This window comes from Buttiauxella noackiae (genome assembly GCF_000737905.1).
GTDB classification, from domain to species: domain Bacteria; phylum Pseudomonadota; class Gammaproteobacteria; order Enterobacterales; family Enterobacteriaceae; genus Buttiauxella; species Buttiauxella noackiae.
In genome coordinates this window covers 373,859-391,427 of sequence record NZ_JPRU01000002.1, presented here as the reverse complement: position 1 = coordinate 391,427, position 17,569 = coordinate 373,859, and the positions used below count along the sequence as shown (strand labels likewise).

Genomic DNA, 17,569 nt, shown 5'->3' with positions numbered 1-17,569 from the left:
AGTGAGAAAATCCTGTGAAATTAGATGATTAATCGAGCAATGCCGCGACTTCCGTCGGGATTTGTTGCGGGTTGATAATCTTAATTTGCTTGTGGCGGCCCAACTCACCTTTCTCAACCAGAACCTGGCTTTTGGCAACGCGGAACAACTTAGCCAAATACTTTACCAGATGGGCGTTGGCTTTGCCGTCTATCGGTGGGGCGGTGATGGCGACTTTTAACTCGTCGCCATGCAATCCAACAATGCTATCGCGGCTGGCTTTAGGCTGAATATATAGCCGTAAAACCAGCCCATCCTCGGTTTGACTCACTGCACTCACAGCAAATACCAAAGCCCCGGGAACAAGTCCATGCCGAGGTAGTTCAGTGCGTAGAGAATCAAGATGACGACCATCGCGGAGAAATCAATTCCGCCCATCGCCGGAATCACACGGCGAATAGGTGCCATCATCGGTTCAGTCAGTTGCATCAGCACGTATTCAACTGGGCTGCGGCCCTGGCTAATCCAACTCATCAGTGAGCGAATAATAATCACCCAGAACACCAACGTACCGGCGGATTTCAGCAGTGATAACAGGCCAACCAGTAAGTTCATCGGGTCAAGTGACAATGCGCCCACTTGAATAAGTAGCAAAATTGGATACTTCATCGTGGTGAGAATAAACGCCAGCAACAATGAAGATGTATCAATCGGGCCAATCGATGGAATTACCCGGCGCAGTGGCCCGACAATCGGTTGAGTAATCTTGACGATAAACTGTGCAAAAGGATTATAAAAATCACAACGTGACCACTGCATCCAGATGCGAATCAGCAGCACCATTACATACAGTTCAATCAGCGTTTTGACCAGGAAAGTCAACGTCAGCATGGCGTTCCTCAATAATTATAATGAATTAACGAGCAGGGTAATCCCGCGCGCCGAAAATAGCGGTTCCAATGCGCACCATGGTGCTGCCTGCAGCAATCGCGGCGTCCATGTCATCGGTCATGCCCAGGGACAACGTATCAACCGTTGGATAACGGTTTTTGAGCGATGTGAAAGCGTCTGCCATTTTCTGGCAAACCGCTAACTGATGCTCGTAATCAGGTTCAGGGGCAGGGATTGCCATCAAACCTCGTAACACCAAACCCGGCAGAGCAGCGACATCAGCTGCCAGTGCATCAAGCTCATTGAGCGCAATGCCGGATTTGCTTTGCTCATCACTAATATTAATTTGAATCAGTACGTTAAGCGGCGGTAGCTCAGTTGGACGCTGCTCGTTCAGCCGCGTTGCAATTCGCAAACGATCGACGGTATGGCACCAGTCAAAATGTTCAGCAACCAGACGGCTTTTGTTCGACTGTAATGGGCCGATAAAGTGCCATTCCAGTGGGATCTCACCGTTTTCGGCAAAGTAACGAATTTTGTCCACGCCTTCTTGAACGTAGTTTTCACCAAAGACTCGTTGGCCAGCAGCAATAGCTTCTGCGATGGCACTCGCAGGCTTAGTTTTGCTGACTGCAAGCAGAGTAACTTCTTCTGGAGCACGGCCGCAGCGTTCAGTTGCCACCAGGATTTTGTTCTGAACCTGTGCCAGATTGTGCGCTATCTCGTTCATAGGTTGAAAAGTGATATGGATATCGAAGAAATTGTGGCCCTTAGTGTAAAGCATAATGTCTCTGATCTACACCTGTGTGCACAGCTTCCTGCTCGCTGGCGTAGACGAGGGCGACTTGAACCTTTACCCGAAAACGTTCCATTACCCGCAACGTTGCTGGACATCTGGCTGACAAACGGGCAAAGAGAAGAGCTGGAAGAGCACGGACAATTGGATTTTGCTGTGACCCTCGCCAGCGGTATGCGACTGCGTGCCAACGCCTTTCGCCAGATGGAGGGGGTCTCACTAGCATTACGGATACTTGCTTCCCACAGTCCAAAACTTGAGTCGTTAAACGTTCCTGCCATCATCCCGGAATTACTGAAATCTGCTGATGGATTGATTCTGGTGACGGGGGCTACAGGCAGTGGGAAATCCACCACACTCGCCGCGATGGTAGACAACCTGAATCATCAGCTAGACGGGCACATTCTCACTCTTGAAGACCCGATTGAATTTGTACACCACTCGAAGCGTTGTTTGATTCAACAGCGAGAGCCAGGCCAGCATTGCCGTTCATTTTCTGCCGGTTTACGCGCGGCACTTCGTGAAGATCCCGATGTTATTTTGCTCGGGGAATTACGCGACAGTGAAACTATCCGCCTTGCACTTACCGCCGCAGAAACTGGGCATCTGGTACTGGCAACCCTCCACACTCGCGGGGCGGCACAAGCCGTGGAACGGTTGGTAGATGTCTTTCCTGCAGAAGAAAAAAACATGGTGCGTAGCCAACTTGCGGGCAGTTTAAAAGCAGTGCTGGCGCAGAAATTATTGCCTGATAGCTGCGGGGGAAGGGTGGCTGCATTCGAATTACTGGTTAATACACCCGCCGTGGCAAGCCTTATCCGCGAAGGCAAGACGCATCAGTTACCAGGGCTGATTCAAACCGGGCAGCAATACGGTATGCAGAGTTTTGCGCAGTGCGAAGCTTTATTACATGCACAAGGAGATCTTGCGAATGAAGTGCTTTCACCCTCTCCGAATGAAGAGGGATGGAGCTAATCAGAGGCAGGGCTTAAGGGTTATAGTCAAACCAGCTTTCAAGAATGATAACCGCCGATGCAGAGTCAATGCTGCCTTTATTGAGCGCGCGGAAACCACCGTGCTCGAATAACCCTGCGCGTGCTTCAACGGTACTCAGGCGTTCATCCTGCAAAGAGACTTTTACGCCAAACCGGCCATGCAGGCGATTAGCAAATTTACGCGCACGGGCGGTGAGTGGTTGCTCGGTGCCATCCATATTCAGTGGTAAACCCACGACAACTTCATCAGGTTGCCACTCTTTGAGGATTTTCTCGATAACGTTCCAGTCGGGTGTGCCGTCTTGTGCTTTCAGTGCAGTTAAGGGGCGTGCAGTTCTGGTAATGCGTTGGCCGATGGCCACACCAATACTTTTGGTACCGAAATCAAAGGCTAATAAAGTTCCACTGCTCATCAGGCGTGTCCCGCTTCACTTGGCATATTATGGATATCAATGCCGATTAATTTTGCGGCTTCACGCCAGCGTTCAGAAATCGGGGTGTGGAACAGAATAGAGGCATCTGCCGGAGCGGTTAGCCACGCATTGTCCAGAATCTCTTGTTCCAGTTGCCCCTTTTCCCACGATGAGTAACCGAGTGCAACAATCACATCTGCAGGTTGTTTTGCTGTGCCGATAGTTTCCAGGACATCACGAGATGTGGTGATCACAGTGTCATCCGAAATACGGATGCTGGAGGCGAAACAATCTGGTGGGGTGTGCAAAATAAAACCACGGTCTTCCGCCAGCGGGCCGCCAATAAAAACAGGTTTATCAAGGCGAATAGCTGGGTCACGTGGTTCTGGTTCGATCTTGAGTTTTTGCAGAACACCGTCAACCTGGAGGTTTTCGAGGGGCTTGTTAATGATTATCCCCATAGCGCCTTCATCGTTGTATTCACAAACATAAACGACTGCTCGCTTAAACAGAGGATCCTGGAGCGCCGGCATGGCAATTAGAAAGTGATGCTGTAAATTCATTGTCAGAGGTTCTGGTTCCGGTTGAAAAAGCGACATTTGATGCGCAGAGAATAGCCAGTTTATCACTGTTGAACTGCTCTGGACACTCGGCCCATCCTTGGGCCATACCTCTTTGAAGAGGTGCGCCGGACTATTTAGCCAGGCGTTTTTCGATTGCGTCAAACAACATGCCGGTAATAGAAACCGGGAATTCGGCTTCGATTTCGCGAATGCATGTTGGGCTGGTGACGTTAATCTCAGTCAGGCGATCGCCAATGATATCCAGGCCAACAAAAATCAGCCCTTTCGCTTTAAGAGTAGGGCCAACACGACGGGCAATTTCCCAGTCGCTTTCTGTCAAAGGACGCGGTTCGCCACGGCCACCCGCTGCCAGGTTGCCACGAGTTTCGCCGCCTTGTGGAATACGCGCCAGGCAATATGGAACAGGTTCGCCATCCACCACCAGAACACGTTTGTCACCGTCAACAATCGCAGGCAGGTAATTTTGCGCCATGCAGTAACGGTTGCCGAGTTCAGTCAGTGTTTCAGCGATAACACCAATGTTAGGGTCGCCTTCTTTAACACGGAAAATTGAAGCACCACCCATGCCATCTAACGGCTTGAGGATGATGTCGCCGTGTTTTTGCCAGAATGCTTTAAGCTGCGCTTTGTTGCGCGTCACCAGCGTTTCCGGAGTTAAATCTGCAAACCAGGCGGTGAACAGCTTTTCGTTACAATCGCGCAGGCTTTGCGGTTTGTTAACGATCAATGTGCCTTGTTCTTCGGCGCGCTCAAGAATGTAAGTTGCGTAGATAAATTCGGTATCAAAGGGCGGGTCTTTACGCATCAATACAACGTCGAGATCGGCAAGCTGGATGTCTTGCTCACTACCAAATTCGTACCATTTATCGTAATTCTGCTCGACAGTGACCAGGCGAGTGCGTGCGTGTGCTTCGCCGTTGATCAAATACAGATCGGCCATTTCCATGTAATGCAGTTCATAACCACGGCGCTGGGCTTCCAGCAGCATGGCAAAGCTTGAGTCTTTCTTAATGTTAATGTTTGCGATGGGATCCATCACGATGCCGAGCTTGATCATTGTTTTTCTCCGTTTTAGCCCAGATCGCCAAAGCGCACTTGCAGCGCGGTAATGGCGGTGAGCGCGGTAGTCTCAGTACGCAGAACGCGAGGTCCCAACAGAATATCAGTAAACTGATGACGTGCGGTCATGGCAATTTCATCAGCCGTTAAACCACCTTCCGGGCCAATAAGTAAGCGCACACGTTCAACAGGTTGCGGCAATGTATTAATACTGGCGTTGGCACGAGGATGCAGATTCAGTTTCAGGCTGTCATCTTGTTCCGCACACCACGCTTCCAAATCCATCGCTGGGCGAACTTCCGGCACGATATTCCGGCCGCATTGCTCGCAGGCTGCAATAGCAATTTTCTGCCACTGCCCAAGCTTCTTATTCAGGCGTTCGGCATCCAGTTTTACGCCACAGCGCTCGGAAAACAAAGGCGTAATCACATTCACACCCAGCTCGACTGCTTTCTGAATCGTGAATTCCATCTTTTCACCGCGCGACATCACTTGGCCGAGATGTAGATGAAGTGGGGACTCACGGTCATCAACGCTCGCGCTGAGGACTTTTACCCGCACGCTTTTTTTATCGGCCTGAACAATTTCAGCCTCAAAAACCTGATTGCTGCCGTCAAACAATTGCAGCGCATGGCCTGCACTCATGCGTAGTACGCGGCCAACATGATTTGCTGCGTCTTCACAAAGTGCGATGTCCTGGCCGACACAAAGGAGTTCAGGGTGATGAATGCGGGGTATGCGCATGGTTTTTTATGATCCAAAATCAGATATATATTCTCCCTCTCCTGCAGGGAGAGGGGACAGAAACAATTCCCGCTAGTGTAGGTTAGCTGTTTTGTGCCTGGCAAGCCCGCAGCACATAAGGGTTATGATTGCCCTGAACTTTAGCGATTCGTTCGTCGCGTTCGCACTCCCAGTTGGTGACGGGATATTGCTTATTCCACGCCTCAAACAGTTGTGTTTGCTGGCGAGAAAGGTTGAGCTGATATTGGTCACGCATATAGAAGTAAGTGCGGGCGATAGCACCCCGGGCGCGTGCAGGCGGTTCGGCAATTTTTTCTTTGAAGTCCACTTTCATTGCGCATTGCCCGTACTGGCCTTCACCGCCATTCCACTGGCTATACATAAAGTTGTTACGGTCAGCATTCACTTCACCCACAGCCGGTTGCAGGTTATGCATATCGCTTTCCATCTTGCGATATTCCGGGTCCTTAGCGCAGTTTTTACGACCACCATCTTGCCAACACTGGCGCTGGTGGCCGAACTGCCAGGCTGGAACAACATGTTCCCATTCAATACGTGAGGCGCGGTTTTCATTTTTACGCACTTTATAGCCGCATGACTCCAGATCGGGAACACCCTTTTTCCCTTCCCAGTTAATTTTACATCCGCAATAGAAGTCGCCGGGCGCATCGGCATTCACTTTTGCTCCAGCCGCTTTAGCCTGAGAGAAATTATTGATACCGGTGCTGAACGTGGAGAAAGAGCAGAGGGCTGCAACAAGTGCAACAGCCAAAGAAATTTTGCGAGACATTTCCAGAATCCTTTTTAAAACGTGCTCGCACCGTACTTGAAGCTTTATTGGGATTCAATAAGCTAAATCAGGAAACTTTATGAATAATATTTTTAATTACAGGAGGTTGTAACGTCGGGTTTTAACAGGTCGCCACATTGCACGCAGCGGTATTCTGATTCGCCGCGCAAGACTTTGTTATGGCGGCGCACCGTCAACTGATGCTGTTGGCAACGGCAGCGATAGGGGAAGGTGTTTTTGCGAACAGATTGCACTTCAAACTTATGTGTCCGGCGGGCAGGAACGCCAAGCACTGTTTCCATCATCCATTTCCACTCTTTACCATGCGGCGCTACGCGACCAAAGTGTTTCCACACCAACAAATGAGCCAGTTCGTGCGGCACTACCTCATCAATAAAGGTCTGCTGGTTTTCCATTAACAACACCGGATTGAGGCGGATTTCGTAGCTATCCATCCATGCGGTGCCCGCAGCCGTGCCTCGCTGCTGATATACCAGCTTCGGTTCAGGGTAGTTACGGCCTAAGTGCAGATTTGCCTGTTGAAGCTTTTCCCGTAGGCAGCGCATAACGGCCTGCTGGATAGCGATGGGGAGTCTTGGGGATTTCATAGCGGCAAAGAATAGTGCGAGGTGGAACAGGGTGCAAGCCCCTCTCGGTTGAGGAGAGGGGCTTGTGATTGTTAGTCGTGAGCACCAATCTCACGTAACCGACGACCTTTCATCAGGTTACGTTCGATGTGTTCCAGGGAAACGTGTTTGGTTTCAGGAATCAGCCACACAGTGAGAACAATAAAGAACAGGTTCAACGCCGCGTACACCCAGAAAGTATTCGCATTACCCAGCGTATTGAGCATGGTCAGGAACGTTGCACCGACAATCATGTTCGCAATCCAGTTGGTGGCGGTGGAACAGGTGATACCAAAATCGCGCCCTTTAAGCGGCTGGATTTCAGAACACAGCACCCAAATCAGCGGGCCGGCACTCATCGCGAAACCAACGATGAACATCAACAGCATGGCGATAGCAAAGTATTGCGCACCCTGGGAATGAATACCGACGTGCAGCATTGTGCCGAGAATACCCATACCTACCGCCATAACCAGGAAGCCCAGAACGAGCGTTGGTTTACGACCCCAACGGTCCACCAGACCAATAGCAATGAAGGTTGCCAGGACGTTGATAAGACCTACGATGACGGTGCCCCACATTTGCTGAGTGGTATTGGTGAAGCCTGCAATTTCGAAGATTTTCGGTGCGTAATACATGATGACGTTCATACCGGTGAACTGTTGCATCACCTGAAGCAGAACACCAAGGAACACGGCACGACGGAAGTTGCTGTTGTCCTTAAACAGTGACCAGCCACTTTGTTTTACCTTCAGGCTTTCACGGATTTCTTCCAGTTCACGTTTAGCTTCTGCACTGGTATCGCGCAGGCGCATTAGCACACGTTCAGCATCATGGAAGCGACGTTTCGCGGCGAACCAGCGTGGGCTGTCCGGCAGGAAGAAGACGCCAACAAGTAAGATCAACGCAGGAATGGTGATAACACCCAACATCCAGCGCCATGAGCCGTTATAGCTGAAAGCTGTATCGGAAAGGTAAGCGCCAAGAATACCGATGGTAATCATCAACTGGTACATCGAGATCATGCTGCCACGGATTTTTTCAGGGGCAATTTCAGACAGATAAAGTGGGGCGGTATAAGACGCAACACCGACTGCCAGGCCGAGCAATACACGGGAGAGAATCAGAATTTCAGTGTTCGGTGCAAAAGCAGAGCACAGTGAACCTGCAACGAAAAGCACAGCACCAATCATCAGGCTGTATTTACGCCCGATGCGGAAGGAGAGCCAACCGCTGCCAACGGCACCGACAGCTGCACCAAACATCATCGAACTTACAACCCACTCTTGCTGGTGCGCAGTTATCTGGAAATCTTTTGCGATAAACGGTAACGCACCGGCAATCACGCCAATATCCAGGCCAAATAACAAACCGGCCAGGGCTGCAAGAAAACAGACAAAAAAGGTCATGCTTTTGTTCGAGCGCCCTTGTTTTTTTATTTCAGGCATATTGCTCTCCAGTTGAATAATTTGGGGGATATCTCGCTATTAAGATTAGGTTAACGCGACGTAAAATTGTGTGATTCAACTCACGTTAGTGTAATCGGTTACACTACTGTCAAGAATTGTATGTGCAATTTTTTTAATTAAAACAGTGAATTGAGTGTAGAAAATAAAACAAAAATTTTCCATGCGAGACTAATCTGAAATATTTTGTAACTAGCGCAGCAACAAAAAGTTGTCATGCAGAACTGTCTTAATTAATGCCTTGTTAACGCCAATGTAACCGTTTCCACTGGTGCTGTTTGTTACGAGAGATTTTTCGGAGGAGGATTTAAGTGTTGAAGGGGAGTAAAAAACAAAAAGGCCAGCGAAGCGCTGGCCTTTAAAGTTTGATGGTGAACTGGCGAGGTTTACTTCAGTCCAGCAGCATCACGCAGCAATTCTGCTTTGTCGGTTTTTTCCCAAGGGAAATGCTCACGACCAAAGTGACCGTATGCTGCGGTTTCTTTGTAGATTGGGTGCAGCAGATCCAGCATCTGAATCAGGCCGTACGGACGCAGGTCGAAGAACTCACGTACCAGCAGGGTCAGTTGCTCGGTAGAGATTTTCTCAGTACCGAAGGTTTCAACCATGATAGATGTTGGCTCAGCCACGCCGATTGCGTAAGAAACCTGGATTTCACAGCGGTCAGCAAGGCCAGCTGCAACAATGTTTTTCGCCACATAACGAGCCGCATACGCTGCAGAACGGTCCACTTTAGACGGATCTTTACCAGAGAATGCACCGCCGCCGTGACGAGCCATACCGCCGTAGGTATCAACGATAATTTTACGACCGGTCAGGCCGCAGTCACCCATTGGGCCACCGATAACAAAACGGCCAGTTGGGTTGATGTGGTATTTGGTGGAAGCATTTAACCATTCTGCCGGCAGAACTGGCTTGATGATCTCTTCCATAACGGCTTCTTGTAGCGTTTTAAGCGCAACATCTTCTGAATGCTGGGTAGACAATACTACCGCGTCGATGCCGACAATTTTACCGTCGTCATACTGGAAGGTGATCTGGCTTTTTGCATCCGGACGCAACCATGGCAGAGAGCCATTCTTACGAACTTCAGCCTGGCGTTGAACCAAACGGTGTGCGTAAGTGATTGGTGCTGGCATCAGCACGTCGGTTTCGTTGGTCGCATAACCAAACATCAGGCCCTGGTCGCCAGCACCTTGCTCCAGCGGGTCAGTACGGTCAACGCCCTGGTTGATATCAGGGGATTGCTTACCGATAGCGCTCAGCACTGCGCAAGAGTTGGCATCAAAGCCCATATCAGAATGCACGTAGCCGATTTCACGAATCGTTTGACGAGTGATCTCTTCGATATCAACCCAGGCGCTGGTGGTGATTTCACCGCCAACCAGAACCATGCCGGTTTTTACGTAAGTTTCGCAAGCTACGCGCGCTTTTGGATCCTGTTCCAGGATCGCATCAAGCACCGCATCGGAGATTTGGTCAGCGATTTTATCGGGATGCCCTTCTGATACAGACTCGGACGTAAAGAGGTGTTTGGCCATGTTTTATTCACCCTAAGAGAATTAGGTTAGTGCAGACTGCTGTTTATCGGCGCTCGAACCAGTGCGATGTACTGGTAACTTGAGTTTTCACCACAGGTTTCATTTCAGGCAGTCTAACAGTTAATCGGTATAGATGGATTAACATCTGGACGGCTATTCTAGGTTATCCATTAATCAGATTACCAGTGATTTTTACGCCTGCAAGTCTGTGCCAATAATCTCAGGTGGCAAATTTTACTGACAGTGCCGCAATCCAGGGATTTTTACTTTGCAATTTTCTTCTGTTATCGGTATAAAGCGGCGCGCGCGGCTCATTCAACAAGCACACAGTTTTTGTGTTGCCCACTTCCAGCCGGGTTGAGCAAATTTCTGAGCTTTGGCTTGTCGCATACCCAAACCGTATGCGTGGAGGTGATACGATTGAAAAACCGCTTTAATTCGCAAACTCTGGCGACCGTCCAGGTCGTGCATATGCTCCTCGCATCCAGCAACTCTTTGCTACAGCTACATTCCTGCCGATGTTATACCCATCTTGGCGCATCGATGGATTCTCGGGCCGGTTTTTAACCCGCAAAATTCAGAACTTGGGCTCTCTTGTCATCGATAAGAGTATTCTCGTGGTTTCGCCGCTCCGCACAACGGAGTTCGGTTACGTGTTTTACTTATGATATGAAAAAGAAACCGGTCGCACAGCTAGTCTGTCAGCGTCTTATGCTGCTTCTACGCGCTGTTAATGGGTTGTTATTGCAGGATACCCCTGCGATAGTAGTCAACTGTTTTGCACATTCGTTTAAATTTGAGGTTCGCCATGTCTGACAAAATCTCTTCTGTTTCGGGTTCGTCAGTGGGCGAGCAGGATGTACACCGCTCCATGCAGGAGGTTGCCATGAGCTCCCAGGAAGCAAGCAAGATGCTGCGTACTTACAATATTGCCTGGTGGGGCAATAACTATTACGACGTCAACGAACTCGGTCACATTACCGTGTGCCCCGATCCCGATGTCCCAGAGGCTCGTGTTGATCTCGCTGAACTCGTAAAAGCCCGTGAAGCACAGGGGCAGCGTTTACCTGCACTGTTCTGTTTCCCGCAGATTTTGCAGCACCGCCTGCGTTCTATTAATGCAGCCTTCAAACGTGCTCGCGAATCTTATGGCTATAACGGCGACTATTTCCTCGTTTACCCAATCAAAGTGAACCAGCACCGCCGCGTAATTGAATCACTGATTCATTCCGGTGAACCTCTGGGCCTGGAAGCGGGTTCTAAAGCGGAACTGATGGCGGTTCTGGCGCATGCCGGTATGACGCGTTCAGTTATTGTGTGTAACGGCTATAAAGACCGTGAATACATCCGCCTGGCGTTGATCGGTGAGAAGATGGGCCACAAGGTTTATCTGGTCATCGAGAAGATGTCAGAAATTCGTATCGTGCTGGAAGAAGCAGAGCGCTTGAATGTCGTGCCACGTCTTGGCGTGCGTGCACGTCTGGCGTCACAAGGCTCCGGCAAATGGCAGTCTTCTGGCGGGGAGAAATCCAAATTTGGTCTGGCGGCGACGCAGGTTCTGCAACTGGTTGATATGTTGCGTGAAGCTGGTCGTATCGACAGCCTGCAATTACTGCACTTCCACCTTGGTTCGCAAATGGCGAACATTCGCGATATCGCCACAGGCGTGCGTGAATCTGCGCGTTTCTATGTTGAGCTGCACAAGATGGGCGTCAACATCGAATGCTTCGATGTCGGCGGCGGTCTGGGCGTGGACTATGAAGGAACGCGTTCCCAGTCGGATTGTTCGGTCAACTATGGCCTGAACGAATACGCTAATAACATTATTTGGGCGATTGGTGATGCGTGTGAAGAACACGGTTTGCCACACCCAACGGTTATCACTGAGTCTGGTCGTGCGGTAACCGCGCACCATACCGTGTTGGTGTCTAACATCATCGGTGTTGAACGTAACGAATACACAACCCCAACCGCGCCTGCTGAAGACGCACCGCGCGCACTGCAAAGCATGTGGGAAACCTGGGGCGAAATGCACGAGCCGAACAACCGTCGCTCGCTGCGCGAATGGCTGCACGACAGCCAGATTGATTTGCACGATATCCACACCGGTTATGCGTCCGGCAGCTTCTCGCTGCAAGAGCGCGCCTGGGCGGAGCAGCTTTATCTGAGCATGTGCCATGAAATTCAGCGCTTACTCGACCCAAGTAACCGTGCGCACCGCCCAATAATCGACGAACTGCAAGAACGTATGGCGGATAAGATTTACGTCAACTTCTCACTGTTCCAGTCGATGCCGGATGCATGGGGCATAGACCAGTTGTTCCCTGTGCTGCCGCTTGAAGGTCTGAATCAGATCCCTGAGCGCCGCGCAGTACTCCTGGATATTACTTGCGATTCCGACGGTGCTATCGATCACTACATCGATGGCGACGGTATTGCGACTACCATGCCAATGCCAGAATACGATGCAGAAAACCCGCCGCTGTTGGGCTTCTTTATGGTTGGCGCGTACCAGGAAATTCTGGGCAACATGCACAACCTGTTTGGTGATACCGAAGCGGTTGACGTGTTTGTCTTCCCTGACGGCAGTGTAGAGGTGGAGCTTTCTGATGAAGGCGATACCGTTGCGGACATGCTGGAATATGTTCAGCTTGATCCAAACACTTTGCTGAAGCATTTCCGCGATCAGGTTAAACAGACCGATCTGGATGCGGCATTACAGCAGCAGTTCCTTGAAGAGTTTGAGGCTGGGTTGTACGGCTATACTTACTTAGAAGACGAGTAAATTACTCGTCATACTTCGAGCTGCAGCCAACACTTTGCAACGCGAATTATTTAGAGTAAATAGTGTACAAATAATGCTGCATTCGGCGATAATCCGCGCCAACAAGCAGTCTGAATGAAACAGTCCCTTCCTCGTCGGGTTTAACGACGCGGAGGGGACTTTTTTTTGCTAATAATTACCATCATCGTGAGGTCAAACCATGAGCACCTTAGGCCATCAGTACGACAATTCCCTGGTATCCAATGCCTTCGGTTTTTTACGTTTTCCGCTGAACTTTATGCCATACGACAGCGATGCCGATTGGGTTATCACTGGCGTTCCTTTTGATGCGGCAACGTCTGGCCGTGCAGGTGGTCGTCATGGCCCTGCGGCAATTCGTCAGGTTTCAACTAATCTGGCATGGGAAGGCAACCGCTTCCCGTGGAACTTCGACGTGCGTGAGCGTTTGAACGTTGTTGACTGCGGCGACCTGGTTTACGCCTTCGGTGATGCGCGTGATATGAGCGAACGTCTGCAGGCCCACGCAGAAAAATTACTGGCTGCCGGCAAGCGTATGCTCTCTTTCGGTGGTGACCACTTTGTGACTCTGCCGCTGTTGCGTGCCCATGCCAAGCACTTTGGTAAAATGGCACTGGTACATTTCGATGCGCACACCGATACCTATGCAAATGGTTGCGAGTTCGACCACGGCACCATGTTCTACACCGCACCTAAAGAAGGTTTGATCGACCCGAACCACTCTGTGCAAATTGGTATCCGTACTGAGTTCGATAAAGACAACGGTTTCACCGTGCTGGATGCAGGCCAGGTGAATGACCGCACTGTTGACGATGTGCTGGCGCAGGTTAAGCAGATTGTTGGTGATATGCCGGTGTACCTGACCTTTGATATTGACTGTATCGACCCGGCTTTCGCACCAGGAACAGGAACTCCGGTTATCGGTGGTCTGACGACTGACCGTGCGCTTAAACTGGTTCGTGGTTTGAAAGACTTGAACATCGTTGGTATGGATGTAGTGGAAGTTTCTCCGGCTTACGATCAGTCTGAAATTACCGCGCTGGCGGGTGCGACTTTGGCGCTGGAGATGTTGTATATCCAGGCTGCTAAGAAAGGCGAATAAATAATTGTTTGTGTTGGATGGCGCTATCGCGCCATCCACCGCTTTTATATTACTTCAACCCATCCGCAGCCATACGGTCACGAATATGTTGCGCACGTTCTGCAGAAGCAGGGTGGTCATCAAGCATTGAGCTTTGGCGGCCTTCTTCTGCTTTCGCTAACTTCTCAAAGCTGGTTGCCAGGCCAATTGGGTTGATTCCACGTTTTCTCAACAAATCATACGAGTAGTCATCGGCTTCAGATTCCTGACGCTGGGAGAACTGCGCGTTCACCAGTTTTTCGCCCAAATCACCAAGCTGCGACTGCGACAGACTGCCAATCACACCGCCTGCTGAGGCTGCCGCTACGCGTGCTGCGTTGGTGCCCAACGCCACTTGCATCCCTTTCTTCACATGACCGAGCGCGACGTGGCCCATTTCGTGGCCGATAACCGCTTCGACTTCATTATCGTTCATCATGTCCATCAGGCCGCTATATACGCGAATGCAGCCGTTAGCCATCGCAAAGGCATTTACATCTTTGGTGACGTACACCTTGTAGTTCACCGGCATGCCGTTAATGTTGTCGCCCAGGGCTGAGGAAATCTTGCTGAGACGTTTAGCATATTCACTGCTGGCTGGAGCGATGCTCGCTTTGCTGTCGAGCTCAGCACAAGATTTGTCACTTAACTCTTTCACCTGCGCATCACTTAATGTGTACGCCTGGAATGCTTCCGCACCGGAAGCGAGCAGACCGTTAGAGTCCATGTTCTGGCAGCCGCTCAGTAGGGCAGCAACGCTCAGGCTTAATAAAATTGGGCGCAATTTCATGCCAATATCCTTAATTAGTGATAACTGCTCAGAGGTGATTCAGCCACAAACCATTGGCTAGTCGCTTCAGTATAAAGAAGTTAGCCAAACTCGCGCAGCAACTTGCGCAACATGCGAGCAGGTTCCAGAGATTTCTTAACCGGACAAAAGGATGCTCCATGTACATGGCACACGGCTTGCGGTACATTGATGGCAATTTTTTGGGCGTAGCCCATAACGCATAGTAGTCAAGGCCTGACCTTCAACCATCCGATCTGGAGTCAAAATGTCCTCTCGTAAAGAGCTTGCCAATGCTATTCGTGCACTCAGCATGGACGCAGTACAAAAAGCCAAATCCGGTCACCCGGGCGCCCCTATGGGTATGGCAGACATTGCCGAAGTCCTGTGGCGCGATTTCCTGAACCATAACCCGCAGAACCCTGCATGGGCTGACCGTGACCGCTTCGTGCTGTCTAACGGCCACGGTTCAACGCTGATCTATAGCTTGCTGCACCTCACAGGTTATGATCTGCCGATTGAAGAACTGAAAAACTTCCGTCAGCTGCATTCCAAAACTCCGGGTCACCCGGAAGTGGGCTACACCGCTGGTGTTGAAACCACGACTGGCCCGCTGGGTCAGGGTGTTGCGAACGCAGTGGGTATGGCAATTGCTGAGCGTACCATGGCAGCACAGTTCAACCGTCCTGGTCACGACATCGTGGACCACTTCACCTACACATTCCTGGGTGATGGCTGCATGATGGAAGGCATTTCCCACGAAGTTTGCTCACTGGCCGGTACGCTGGGTCTGGGTAAACTGGTTGCCTTCTATGATGACAACGGTATCTCTATCGACGGCCACGTTGAAGGCTGGTTCACTGACGATACTGCGAAACGCTTTGAAGCTTACGGCTGGCACGTTGTGCGCGGCGTTGACGGTCACGATGCAGACGCCATCAAACGCGCTGTTGAAGAAGCTAAGGCCGTTACCGACAAACCTTCACTGTTGATGTGCAAAACCATCATCGGTTTCGGTTCGCCAAACAAAGCCGGTACGCACGATTCCCACGGCGCACCTTTGGGTGATGCGGAAATCGCACTGACTCGTGAGCAACTTGGCTGGAAACACGCGCCATTCGAAATCCCGTCTGAGATCTACGCTCAGTGGGATGCAAAAGAAGCAGGCCAGGCGAAAGAAGCGGCATGGAACGAGAAGTTCGCAGCCTACGCGAAAGCCTTCCCGCAGGAAGCTGCTGAATTTACCCGTCGTATGAAAGGCGACATGCCTGCTGATTTCGCAGCTAAAGCGCAAGAGTTCATCAAGAACCTGCAAGCTAACCCTGCGAAAATCGCTAGCCGTAAAGCGTCTCAGAACACCATCGAAGCATTCGGACACTTGCTGCCAGAATTCCTCGGCGGTTCCGCTGACCTGGCACCGTCTAACCTGACTATCTGGTCTGGTTCTAAAGCGATCAACGAAGATCTGGCCGGTAACTACATCCATTACGGTGTACGTGAATTCGGTATGACGGCGATTGCGAATGGTATTGCACTGCACGGTGGTTTCCTGCCGTACACCTCTACCTTCCTGATGTTCGTTGAATACGCCCGTAACGCGGTGCGTATGGCCGCGCTGATGAAGCAACGCCAGGTGATGGTCTATACCCACGACTCCATCGGTCTGGGCGAAGATGGCCCAACTCACCAGCCAGTAGAGCAGCTTGCTGCCCTGCGCGTAACGCCAAACATGAGCACATGGCGTCCATGTGACCAGGTTGAATCTGCGGTGGCGTGGAAATACGCAGTAGAACGTCACGACGGCCCGACCGCGCTGATCTTCTCTCGTCAGAACCTGGCACAGCAGGATCGTACAGAACAGCAGCTGGCGGATATCGCCCGCGGTGCATACGTTCTGAAAGATTGTGCAGGCCAGCCGGAACTGATCCTGATCGCCACCGGTTCAGAAGTTGAACTGGCTGTTGCAGCCTGGGATCAGCTGTCTGCTGAAGGTATCAAAGCACGTGTGGTTTCCATGCCGTCTACTGATGCATTCGACAAACAAGATCCAGCGTACCGTGAAGCCGTGCTACCGAAAGCCGTTGCTGCGCGTGTTGCTATCGAAGCCAGCATCGCTGACTACTGGTACAAATACGTTGGCCTGAACGGCGCGGTTGTGGGTATGACCACCTTCGGTGAGTCTGCTCCAGCAGAGCAGCTGTTCGAAGAGTTTGGCTTCACCGTTGAGAATGTGGTGAAACAGGCTAAAGCAGTTCTGTAATGTGAAAAAGGCCAGCACTGCTCTAATGCCGATCAGTTAAGGATCGGTTGGCCGATCCAGTGGCTGTGTAAGAATCCGTAATCTCCCGGGGATTACGGATTTTTTTATGCTACTGAGTCAGGCTCTTAATACCGTCCATAAATTCACGCCAGAAGCGTTTTCTGCTATTTCTGAGCTCCTTTCTCCTGAGCTTATTGATGAATGCCTTGCTGACATCGGCACCGCAACCATCTGTAAGCGTCGATTTCCAATGGAAATGATCGTCTGGGCTGTCACCGGTATGACGCTGTTTCGCTCATTGTCCATGAATCAACAGGTCTCACACCTCGATATTCTTCTGCCGGGTAATCCCAATCAAAAAAGACGCGCAGTATCAGGTAGTAAAAAAGCAGGGTAAGGGAGATGAAATAGTTGAACTGAATATGTCACCACAGGCAAGGCGTAAATGGGAAAAGGGTTCGGGTGCTGACATTATCCCCGGGCAGTAAAAAGAAACCGCAACGCTACGCGTTACGGTTTCCATCAAAAGCTTAACTGACAAGCATTACGGCTTATGGCAGGTGTTTACAACGTATTTGATGCTGACCCACTACGTATCAGCCCATGGGGTGATTACGGGCTGGTCGAAGGGCTCCGCTACAACCTGGGTGCACGAATCGAATTTTAATTGAGTGCATAATAGAGTGCCTAAAGGACAAATGCTGCCCGGTGGTGG

19 protein-coding genes are annotated in these 17,569 nt (G+C 50.7%); 7 read left to right on the top strand and 12 right to left on the bottom strand.

What is annotated here, in order from left to right; genetic code table 11:
• Nucleotides 1–28 precede the first annotated feature (28 nt).
• Genes yggU through IX31_RS10205 form a run of 3 tightly spaced genes read right to left on the bottom strand, consistent with a single transcriptional unit; the run spans nucleotide 29 to nucleotide 1,600 of the window.
• On the bottom strand, nucleotides 29–319 hold the full coding sequence (gene yggU, locus IX31_RS10215) for a DUF167 family protein YggU (protein WP_034457798.1): 291 nt from the start codon (nucleotides 317–319) through the stop codon (nucleotides 29–31).
• Nucleotides 316–870, bottom strand: a complete 555-nt coding sequence (locus tag IX31_RS10210; RefSeq protein WP_034457796.1) for a YggT family protein — start codon at nucleotides 868–870, stop codon at nucleotides 316–318. Before IX31_RS10210 ends, yggU begins: the two co-directional genes overlap by 4 nt.
• Nucleotides 871–895: 25 nt before the next feature.
• The gene (locus tag IX31_RS10205; protein WP_034457794.1) at nucleotides 896–1,600 is read right to left on the bottom strand and encodes a YggS family pyridoxal phosphate-dependent enzyme; all 705 of its coding nucleotides are present in this window, start codon (nucleotides 1,598–1,600) and stop codon (nucleotides 896–898) included.
• Between the two features lie 15 nt (nucleotides 1,601–1,615).
• Here IX31_RS10205 and IX31_RS10200 point away from each other — a divergent pair, with 15 nt between their 5' ends.
• Nucleotides 1,616–2,641: a type IV pilus twitching motility protein PilT gene (locus IX31_RS10200; protein ID WP_051880670.1), complete on the top strand. Its 1,026-nt coding sequence runs from the start codon at nucleotides 1,616–1,618 to the stop codon at nucleotides 2,639–2,641.
• Nucleotides 2,642–2,654: 13 nt separating this feature from the next.
• On the opposite strand, the gene ruvX is transcribed toward IX31_RS10200, so the two are convergent.
• The 8 genes from ruvX to metK form a co-directional block, all read right to left on the bottom strand.
• Nucleotides 2,655–3,074, bottom strand: a complete 420-nt coding sequence (gene ruvX / locus IX31_RS10195; RefSeq protein ID WP_034457792.1) for a Holliday junction resolvase RuvX — start codon at nucleotides 3,072–3,074, stop codon at nucleotides 2,655–2,657.
• On the bottom strand, nucleotides 3,074–3,637 hold the full coding sequence (locus tag IX31_RS10190) for a YqgE/AlgH family protein (protein ID WP_034459968.1): 564 nt from the start codon (nucleotides 3,635–3,637) through the stop codon (nucleotides 3,074–3,076). The genes ruvX and IX31_RS10190 overlap by 1 nt, the downstream gene beginning before the upstream one ends.
• 130 nt (nucleotides 3,638–3,767) lie before the next feature.
• On the bottom strand, nucleotides 3,768–4,715 hold the full coding sequence (gene gshB / locus IX31_RS10185; protein ID WP_034457791.1) for a glutathione synthase: 948 nt from the start codon (nucleotides 4,713–4,715) through the stop codon (nucleotides 3,768–3,770).
• Between the two features lie 14 nt (nucleotides 4,716–4,729).
• Nucleotides 4,730–5,461: a 16S rRNA (uracil(1498)-N(3))-methyltransferase gene (rsmE, locus tag IX31_RS10180; protein WP_034457789.1), complete on the bottom strand. Its 732-nt coding sequence runs from the start codon at nucleotides 5,459–5,461 to the stop codon at nucleotides 4,730–4,732.
• Nucleotides 5,462–5,543: 82 nt separating this feature from the next.
• Nucleotides 5,544–6,251 carry a deoxyribonuclease I gene (endA, locus tag IX31_RS10175; protein WP_034457787.1) on the bottom strand — a complete coding sequence of 236 codons (708 nt, stop codon included), beginning with the start codon at nucleotides 6,249–6,251 and terminating at the stop codon, nucleotides 5,544–5,546.
• Between the two features lie 92 nt (nucleotides 6,252–6,343).
• Entirely contained in the window at nucleotides 6,344–6,859 is a 516-nt protein-coding gene (locus tag IX31_RS10170) for a SprT family zinc-dependent metalloprotease (protein ID WP_072009440.1), read from the bottom strand.
• Nucleotides 6,860–6,930: 71 nt separating this feature from the next.
• Complete coding sequence (locus IX31_RS10165) at nucleotides 6,931–8,325, bottom strand: sugar porter family MFS transporter (RefSeq protein ID WP_034457783.1); 1,395 nt, start codon at nucleotides 8,323–8,325, stop codon at nucleotides 6,931–6,933.
• Nucleotides 8,326–8,729: 404 nt separating this feature from the next.
• A complete protein-coding gene (gene metK, locus IX31_RS10160) occupies nucleotides 8,730–9,884 on the bottom strand; it encodes a methionine adenosyltransferase (protein ID WP_034457781.1) in 1,155 nt (384 codons plus the stop codon).
• 471 nt (nucleotides 9,885–10,355) lie between these two features.
• Between metK and IX31_RS23785 the strand changes: the two genes are divergently transcribed.
• From IX31_RS23785 to speB, 4 genes are all read left to right on the top strand, one after another.
• Nucleotides 10,356–10,451 carry a hypothetical protein gene (locus IX31_RS23785; protein ID WP_420535598.1) on the top strand — a complete coding sequence of 32 codons (96 nt, stop codon included), beginning with the start codon at nucleotides 10,356–10,358 and terminating at the stop codon, nucleotides 10,449–10,451.
• A gap of 102 nt (nucleotides 10,452–10,553) precedes the next feature.
• Nucleotides 10,554–10,700, top strand: coding sequence for an acid stress response protein YqgB (gene yqgB / locus IX31_RS23170; RefSeq protein ID WP_122974008.1), 147 nt, complete (start codon nucleotides 10,554–10,556; stop codon nucleotides 10,698–10,700).
• The gene (speA, locus tag IX31_RS10155; protein ID WP_072009439.1) at nucleotides 10,693–12,669 is read left to right on the top strand and encodes a biosynthetic arginine decarboxylase; all 1,977 of its coding nucleotides are present in this window, start codon (nucleotides 10,693–10,695) and stop codon (nucleotides 12,667–12,669) included. The genes yqgB and speA overlap by 8 nt, the downstream gene beginning before the upstream one ends.
• 199 nt (nucleotides 12,670–12,868) lie before the next feature.
• Nucleotides 12,869–13,789 carry an agmatinase gene (gene speB / locus IX31_RS10150; RefSeq protein WP_034457777.1) on the top strand — a complete coding sequence of 307 codons (921 nt, stop codon included), beginning with the start codon at nucleotides 12,869–12,871 and terminating at the stop codon, nucleotides 13,787–13,789.
• A 49-nt stretch (nucleotides 13,790–13,838) separates the two neighbouring features.
• Here the strand turns inward: speB and loiP are convergent, their stop codons facing one another.
• Nucleotides 13,839–14,597 (bottom strand): metalloprotease LoiP, encoded by a 759-nt coding sequence (gene loiP, locus IX31_RS10145; RefSeq protein ID WP_034457774.1) that lies wholly within the window; start codon nucleotides 14,595–14,597, stop codon nucleotides 13,839–13,841.
• A 265-nt stretch (nucleotides 14,598–14,862) separates the two neighbouring features.
• On the opposite strand from loiP, the gene tkt reads away from it, so the two are divergent.
• Entirely contained in the window at nucleotides 14,863–16,854 is a 1,992-nt protein-coding gene (tkt, locus tag IX31_RS10140) for a transketolase (protein WP_034457772.1), read from the top strand.
• Between the two features lie 106 nt (nucleotides 16,855–16,960).
• Entirely contained in the window at nucleotides 16,961–17,251 is a 291-nt protein-coding gene (locus IX31_RS10135; RefSeq protein WP_051880668.1) for a transposase domain-containing protein, read from the top strand.
• Nucleotides 17,252–17,569 lie beyond the last annotated feature (318 nt).

Coding starts and splice junctions, on each gene's coding strand:
- IX31_RS10210 (WP_034457796.1), bottom strand. CDS start 870: ATGCTGACGTTGACTTTCCTGGTCAAAACGCTGATTGAACTGTATGTA.
- IX31_RS10205 (WP_034457794.1), bottom strand. CDS start 1,600: ATGAACGAGATAGCGCACAATCTGGCACAGGTTCAGAACAAAATCCTG.
- IX31_RS10200 (WP_051880670.1), top strand. CDS start 1,616: ATGGATATCGAAGAAATTGTGGCCCTTAGTGTAAAGCATAATGTCTCT.
- ruvX (WP_034457792.1), bottom strand. CDS start 3,074: ATGAGCAGTGGAACTTTATTAGCCTTTGATTTCGGTACCAAAAGTATT.
- IX31_RS10190 (WP_034459968.1), bottom strand. CDS start 3,637: ATGAATTTACAGCATCACTTTCTAATTGCCATGCCGGCGCTCCAGGAT.
- gshB (WP_034457791.1), bottom strand. CDS start 4,715: ATGATCAAGCTCGGCATCGTGATGGATCCCATCGCAAACATTAACATT.
- rsmE (WP_034457789.1), bottom strand. CDS start 5,461: ATGCGCATACCCCGCATTCATCACCCTGAACTCCTTTGTGTCGGCCAG.
- endA (WP_034457787.1), bottom strand. CDS start 6,251: ATGTCTCGCAAAATTTCTTTGGCTGTTGCACTTGTTGCAGCCCTCTGC.
- IX31_RS10170 (WP_072009440.1), bottom strand. CDS start 6,859: ATGAAATCCCCAAGACTCCCCATCGCTATCCAGCAGGCCGTTATGCGC.
- IX31_RS10165 (WP_034457783.1), bottom strand. CDS start 8,325: ATGCCTGAAATAAAAAAACAAGGGCGCTCGAACAAAAGCATGACCTTT.
- metK (WP_034457781.1), bottom strand. CDS start 9,884: ATGGCCAAACACCTCTTTACGTCCGAGTCTGTATCAGAAGGGCATCCC.
- IX31_RS23785 (WP_420535598.1), top strand. CDS start 10,356: ATGCTCCTCGCATCCAGCAACTCTTTGCTACAGCTACATTCCTGCCGA.
- yqgB (WP_122974008.1), top strand. CDS start 10,554: ATGAAAAAGAAACCGGTCGCACAGCTAGTCTGTCAGCGTCTTATGCTG.
- speA (WP_072009439.1), top strand. CDS start 10,693: ATGTCTGACAAAATCTCTTCTGTTTCGGGTTCGTCAGTGGGCGAGCAG.
- speB (WP_034457777.1), top strand. CDS start 12,869: ATGAGCACCTTAGGCCATCAGTACGACAATTCCCTGGTATCCAATGCC.
- loiP (WP_034457774.1), bottom strand. CDS start 14,597: ATGAAATTGCGCCCAATTTTATTAAGCCTGAGCGTTGCTGCCCTACTG.
- tkt (WP_034457772.1), top strand. CDS start 14,863: ATGTCCTCTCGTAAAGAGCTTGCCAATGCTATTCGTGCACTCAGCATG.
- IX31_RS10135 (WP_051880668.1), top strand. CDS start 16,961: ATGCTACTGAGTCAGGCTCTTAATACCGTCCATAAATTCACGCCAGAA.